Origin of the sequence: Gilliamella sp. Pra-s52, assembly GCF_009795805.1 — a bacterium.
Lineage (GTDB): Bacteria > Pseudomonadota > Gammaproteobacteria > Enterobacterales > Orbaceae > Gilliamella.
Window position 1 is genome coordinate 26,766 of sequence record NZ_WTEY01000018.1, and the last position, 6,719, is coordinate 33,484.

At 38.6% G+C, this 6,719-nt stretch carries 6 protein-coding genes; all 6 read left to right on the forward strand.

Going from position 1 to position 6,719, the window contains the following annotated elements; translation table 11 throughout:
• The first annotated feature begins 9 nt into the window (after nucleotides 1–9).
• Nucleotides 10–1,584: a TerC family protein gene (locus GQ594_RS10565; RefSeq protein WP_160401630.1), complete on the forward strand. Its 1,575-nt coding sequence runs from the start codon at nucleotides 10–12 to the stop codon at nucleotides 1,582–1,584.
• Between the two features lie 202 nt (nucleotides 1,585–1,786).
• Nucleotides 1,787–3,097, forward strand: a complete 1,311-nt coding sequence (locus GQ594_RS10570; RefSeq protein ID WP_160412443.1) for an NCS2 family permease — start codon at nucleotides 1,787–1,789, stop codon at nucleotides 3,095–3,097.
• Between the two features lie 311 nt (nucleotides 3,098–3,408).
• Entirely contained in the window at nucleotides 3,409–3,783 is a 375-nt protein-coding gene (rpsL, locus tag GQ594_RS10575) for a 30S ribosomal protein S12 (RefSeq protein WP_034883792.1), read from the forward strand.
• A gap of 100 nt (nucleotides 3,784–3,883) precedes the next feature.
• Nucleotides 3,884–4,354 (forward strand): 30S ribosomal protein S7, encoded by a 471-nt coding sequence (rpsG, locus tag GQ594_RS10580; RefSeq protein ID WP_034915550.1) that lies wholly within the window; start codon nucleotides 3,884–3,886, stop codon nucleotides 4,352–4,354.
• A 108-nt stretch (nucleotides 4,355–4,462) separates the two neighbouring features.
• A complete protein-coding gene (gene fusA, locus GQ594_RS10585) occupies nucleotides 4,463–6,565 on the forward strand; it encodes an elongation factor G (RefSeq protein WP_160401628.1) in 2,103 nt (700 codons plus the stop codon).
• 69 nt (nucleotides 6,566–6,634) lie between these two features.
• Nucleotides 6,635–6,719: GTP-binding protein (locus GQ594_RS10590; RefSeq protein ID WP_010312103.1), on the forward strand; the 85-nt coding region annotated here is incomplete at its 3' end.

A 6,719-nucleotide genomic window follows, 5' to 3' on the forward strand; every position in this document is an offset into this window, starting at 1 on the left:
ACCTGACATATGGAATGGATCATGGATCCTACAATCTGGATTGGCTTATCCACTCTGGTTGTACTTGAAATCGTCCTTGGTATTGATAACATTGTTTTTATTGCCATCCTTGCCGAGAAACTTCCACCCCATCAACGAGATAAAGCCCGCGTTACTGGTCTTGCCTTTGCATTAATTACACGAATATTGTTATTAATGTTTACAGGTTGGTTAGTTACGCTCACAACCCCATTATTTTCGATATCCGGAATTAGCTTTAATGCGCGCCAACTGATTATGTTAATCGGTGGAGTATTTTTACTATTTAAAGCAACAATGGAGCTCAACGAACGTCTTGAAGGGTCATCACACGAAGACGGTAAACCGAAAAAAACCTCACACTTTTGGACTGTTGTAGCACAGATAGTCGTACTTGATGCGGTATTTTCGTTAGACTCAGTCATTACAGCGGTTGGAATGGTTGAACATATTCCCGTCATGATTATTGCGGTGTGTATTGCTATTGCTATTATGATGGTTGCAAGTAAACCACTTGCCTATTTTGTCAATGCTCACCCAACTATTGTTATTCTTTGTTTAAGCTTTTTATTGATGATTGGCTTTAGTCTGGTTGCCGAAGGTTTTGGTTTTATGATTCCAAAAGGCTATCTATATGCAGCGATTGGCTTCTCTATTATGATTGAGTTTTTCAATCAATTAGCTATTTTTAACCGTCGAAAAGCATTAAATAAAAAACCATTACGAGAACGTACTGCCGAAGCAATCTTACACCTACTGAAAGGCGATGCCGAAGAAGACCCAGATATTAACGCTGTGGATGTAGCTTCTGATACCAACAAAAAAGAACCTGTGTTTAATCATCAAGAATTAAGTATGGTTGAACGAGTCCTTGGTCTTGCGCAACGCTCAGTCAGTAGCATAATGACATCAAGACTCAATGTGGATATGATCAATATTAATGATGAGCGTGACATTATTATCAAAGAAATTTTTGAAAATCCACACTCACGTTTAGTCGTTACCGATAATGCCTCAATCGATGAACCACTAGGTATTATCCAAGTTAATGATCTATTAAAAGATATACTACAAAATAAAGAACCTATTGATATTCACTCGCTTATCAAACAACCGCTGATCTTTCCTGAAACGGTATCGTTACTGGTTGCATTAGATCAATTTAAACAAGCCAAAACTCACTTTGCTTTTGTAGTTGACGAATTTGGCTCAATGCAAGGGGTTGTTTCGGTAACAGACATTATCGAAACCATTGCGGGTGATTTTCCAACTGAAGAAGAGGAAATTGACGCTAAACACGATATTCAATGCCTAGACGATAACACTTGGATTGCTAATGGCTATATTCCAGTTGAAGAACTCGTCAGATTTGTGCCAATTCCTATCGATGATAAACGTGAATATCATACGCTTGCAGGACTATTAATGGAAAAAGCACAACATCTTCTTAATGTTGGCGAAAAAATCGAGATTGATGGTTATTTATTTGAAATTGCCGAAGTAGAAAGTCATCGCATCCTGAAAGTAAAAATTACATTAAATAAAACTGATTCAGTATCGTCTTAGTTTTAAGGCTAGTGCATGACAACGAGTAGAATAACGCTTGACCAAAATAAATAACTGACAATAATAAACCGGTAAAATTTTTATTTATAAAAAAGGTGTGGGGTAATGACTTCTCATCTTTTTTTATTTTTTGGGTAAAAAATAGGTAATACACGTTACAAACTTTCACTCATACTTATCAATAACAATTGGGCTTTAACTTATGAATTCTATATTCGAAAAAATATTTCAATTGAAAGAAAAAAAAACCACAGTCGGTACTGAAATTATCGCTGGTTGCACCACCTTCTTAACAATGGTTTATATCATCTTTGTAAACCCTTCAATTTTATCAGCAACCGGCATGGATAAATCTGCGGTGTTTGTACTAACTTGTATAATTACTGCTTTTTCCACAATTTTAATGGGCTTATTTGCTAACTTACCTATAGCACTCGCTCCTGCTATGGGACTTAATGTCTTTTTTGCCTATGGAATATGTGGTGCAATGGGCTACTCTTGGCAAGTGGGTATGGGTGCCATATTTTGGGGTTCATTAATCTTTTTTGCGTTGTCACTATTTAAAGTTCGTCACTGGCTAATTGAGCACATTCCACAATGCTTACGTGTAGGCATTAGCGCTGGTATTGGGTTATTTATTGCTTTTATGGGCTTTCAAAACATGGGCATTGTCGTTGCATCACCCGCAACATTACTGACCATGGGCAATATTTTATCGCTTAAAGTCTTGTTAGGTTCGCTTGGTTTTTTCATTATTGTTATTTTAGCCGCTCGCAACTTTCACGCTGCCGTATTAATTTCGATTTTGGTGGTAACACTGCTTGCATTATGGCTTGATCCAAATATCAGTTACCAAGGTCTTATATCTATGCCACCTAGTGTGACTAGCGTTGTTGGCCATGTTGATTTGGCTGGTTCACTAAATATTGGTATTATGGGTGTGATATTTTCGATAATGATTGTCAGTTTATTCGATTCTTCAGGCACCATCTTAGCGCTAACAGACAAAGCAGGAATTAGTGATGAAAAAGGCCGATTCCCTAAAATGCGTCAAGCACTCTTAATCGACAGTTTTAGCTCTTCTTTAGGTGGATTATTTGGGACATCATCAGTATTAACTTATATCGAAAGTTCAGCGGGTATTTCAGTCGGTGGACGTACAGGGTTAACTGCGGTTGTTGTCGGTATATTATTTTTAATAGTGACATTTTTATCACCACTAGCGCATTTAGTCCCTACCTATGCAACATCAGGCGCACTTATTTTTGTTGGCATTTTAATGGTGTCAAGCTTAGTGAAAGTTAACTGGTCTGATTTAACCGAAGCAACACCAGCTTTTATTACTGCAATCATGATGCCGTTTGCTTTTGCCATCACTGAAGGTGTTGCACTTGGTTTTATCTCCTATGTCGTACTAAAAACCTTTACGGGTAAATTTAAAGATCTAAATCTTTGTGTGATTATTTTTGCACTACTTTTTGCTTTAAAATTTATCTTTATTGATCATCATTAATAAGTAATTCCCCCACCCACAATTAGGTGGGGGAAAGACAAAATAGGTTAAAACAGCCAATAAAAATACCGATTTTTCAAACCTCACAGCTAAAAATACCGACCAATACTCCCATTAAAATAGAATCATTATTTAGTAATAATTAAACTCAAAATCAAGCGCTTAATGTTCGTAAAAACTTGACATTGTCTTCCTTGGGGTCTAGAATCTTGCGACCCAAAACTTATATAAAATAGGTTTTGGTCTACAGTTATTAATTACGTATCTAAAAAGCAATTTTAAATTTATTTTAATTAATCAGGAGCTTATTAATGGCAACAATTAATCAGCTGGTACGCAAACCAAGAGCACTAAAGGAAGCGAAAAGCAACGTTCCTGCGCTTGAAGCATGCCCGCAAAAACGCGGTGTTTGTACTCGTGTTTACACAACTACACCGAAAAAACCAAACTCAGCATTACGTAAAGTATGTCGTGTACGCTTAACTAACGGTTTTGAAGTAACGTCTTACATTGGTGGTGAAGGTCATAACCTACAAGAGCATAGCGTAATTTTAATTCGTGGTGGTCGTGTTAAAGACTTACCAGGTGTGCGTTATCACACTGTTCGCGGTGCATTAGACTGTGCAGGTGTTAAAGACCGCAAACAAAGCCGTTCTAAATACGGTGTAAAACGACCTAAAGCTTAATGGAACTCCGTTAAGTAAGGCCAAACTATATCATTCCATTTAACTCATTTGAGTTTTGGGTAAACCTGAAAAATTTATAACATATAAACGGAGTATTCCAATGCCACGTCGTCATGTTGTCGGTCAAAGAAAAATTCTTCCTGATCCGAAGTTCGGTTCAGAGTTACTGGCGAAATTTGTAAATATTTTAATGATAGATGGTAAAAAATCTATCGCAGAATCAATCGTATATTCAGCTCTTGATAAATTAGCTGAGCGTAGTGGAAAAGACCACTTAGCAGCTTTCGAAGTTGCACTAGATAACGTAAGACCAACTGTAGAAGTTAAGTCTCGTCGCGTTGGTGGTTCTACATACCAAGTTCCTGTTGAAGTGCGTCCAGTTCGTCGTAATGCACTTGCAATGCGTTGGATTGTGGATGCAGCTCGTAAACGTGGCGATAAATCAATGGCTTTACGCCTAGCGAATGAACTTATGGATGCTTTTGAAAACAAAGGTACCGCTGTGAAAAAACGCGAAGATGTTCATCGTATGGCTGAAGCTAATAGAGCGTTTGCACACTATCGTTGGTAATATTCGCACTTATATAAGTGACTTGAATTAAGACTGAAAGCCCTTATCTGCTTTCAGTCAACCTAAATGATATATTGTTAAGCAAACGATTCTAAACAGAGGATTAATATGGCTCGTACAACCCCTATAGCACGCTACCGTAACATCGGTATTAGTGCGCACATTGACGCAGGTAAAACAACAACGACTGAACGTATTTTGTTTTATACTGGTGTTAGTCATAAAATTGGTGAAGTTCATGATGGCGCAGCAACCATGGACTGGATGGAACAAGAACAAGAACGTGGTATTACTATCACGTCTGCGGCAACAACAGCATTCTGGTCTGGTATGGGTCAACAATTTGAACCACACCGTATCAACATCATCGACACCCCGGGACACGTTGACTTCACAATCGAAGTTGAACGTTCTATGCGTGTTTTAGATGGTGCTGTGATGGTTTACTGTGCGGTTGGTGGTGTTCAACCACAATCAGAAACAGTATGGCGTCAAGCAAACAAATATAAAGTTCCACGTATTGCATTTGTCAACAAAATGGACCGTATGGGTGCTAACTTCCTACGCGTTGTTGATCAAATCAAAACGCGTTTAGCAGCAGTTCCTGTGCCTTTAGTTTTACCAATCGGTGCTGAAGAAGGATTTACTGGTGTTGTTGATTTACTTAAACGTAAAGCAATTAACTGGAACGACGCGGATCAAGGTGTAACTTTCACTTATGAAGATGTACCAGCTGATATGGCTGAACAAGTTGAAGAATGGCGTTCATACCTAATCGAAGCTGCTGCTGAAGCAAGTGAAGAGTTAATGGAAAAATACCTTGGTGGTGAAGAATTAACAGAAGAAGAAGTTAAAGCAGCGTTACGTGAACGCGTACTTGCTAATGAAATCATCTTAGTAACTTGTGGTAGTGCCTTTAAAAATAAAGGTGTTCAATTCATGCTTGATGCAGTTGTTGAGTACTTACCTGCACCAACTGACGTACCTGCAATCAAAGGTGAACTACCAAATGGTGAAGCGGCTGAGCGTCACTCAAGTGATGACGAACCATTCTCATCATTAGCGTTCAAAATCGCAACTGACCCATTTGTGGGTAACTTAACCTTCTTCCGTGTTTACTCAGGTGTGGTTAATTCTGGAGATACCGTTCTTAACTCTGTTAAAGATAAAAAAGAGCGTTTTGGTCGTATCGTTCAGATGCACGCTAACAAACGTGAAGAAATCAAAGAAGTTCGCGCTGGTGACATCGCTGCTGCAATCGGTCTTAAAGATGTTACAACTGGTGATACACTTTGTGCTGAAAGCGCACCAATTATTCTTGAAAGAATGGAATTCCCAGAGCCGGTAATTTCGGTTGCTGTTGAACCAAAAACCAAAGCTGACCAAGAAAAAATGGGGCTTGCTTTAGGTCGACTAGCACAAGAAGACCCTTCATTCCGTGTTCACACTGATGAAGAATCTGGTCAAACTATCATTTCTGGTATGGGTGAGCTTCACTTAGAAATCATCGTTGACCGTATGAAACGTGAATTTAAAGTGGAAGCAAATGTTGGTAAACCACAAGTTGCTTACCGTGAAACAATTCGCAATGAAGTAGAACAAGAAGGTAAATTTGTTCGTCAGTCTGGTGGTCGTGGTCAATACGGTCATGTATGGTTAAAAATCAAACCATTGGAAGCGGGTGGCGAAGGCTACAAATTCAACAACGAAATCGTTGGTGGTGTGGTTCCTAAAGAATACATCCCTGCGGTTGACAAAGGCTGTCAAGAACAAATGAAAAACGGTGTTCTTGCTGGTTACCCAATTGTTGATGTTGAAGTTACTATCTTTGATGGTTCTTACCATGATGTTGACTCATCAGAAATGGCATTTAAAATTGCCGGTTCAATGGCATTTAAAGACGGCTTCATGAAAGCTAAACCTGTGCTTTTAGAACCGATTATGAAAGTAGAAGTTGAAACTCCAGAAGATTATATGGGTGACGTAATCGGTGACTTAAACCGTCGTCGTGGTATGATCGAAGGTATGGAAGATACTGCAACTGGTAAAACAGTAAAAGCACAAGTTCCACTTTCAGAAATGTTTGGTTATGCGACAGACCTTCGTTCACAAACACAAGGTCGTGCTTCTTACTCTATGGAGTTCTTGAAGTACAATGAAGCGCCAACAAATATTGCAACCGCAATTATTGAAGCTCGTAAAGCGAAATAATTTTTATCTAAATAAAGTAACGCTTCCCTTAGCAACATAAGGGAAGTGATTTAATAAAGGAACATTAAGATGTCTAAAGAAAAATTTGAACGTACAAAACCCCACGTTAACGTTGGTACAATCGGCCACGTTGACCATGGTAAAACAACTTTAA

What these genes read in the sequence shown, in the direction of transcription:
- rpsL (WP_034883792.1), top strand. Translation starts at nt 3,409, where the DNA reads ATGGCAACAATTAATCAGCTGGTACGCAAACCAAGAGCACTAAAGGAA.
- rpsG (WP_034915550.1), top strand. Translation starts at nt 3,884, where the DNA reads ATGCCACGTCGTCATGTTGTCGGTCAAAGAAAAATTCTTCCTGATCCG.
- GQ594_RS10570 (WP_160412443.1), top strand. Translation starts at nt 1,787, where the DNA reads ATGAATTCTATATTCGAAAAAATATTTCAATTGAAAGAAAAAAAAACC.
- fusA (WP_160401628.1), top strand. Translation starts at nt 4,463, where the DNA reads ATGGCTCGTACAACCCCTATAGCACGCTACCGTAACATCGGTATTAGT.
- GQ594_RS10565 (WP_160401630.1), top strand. Translation starts at nt 10, where the DNA reads ATGGAATGGATCATGGATCCTACAATCTGGATTGGCTTATCCACTCTG.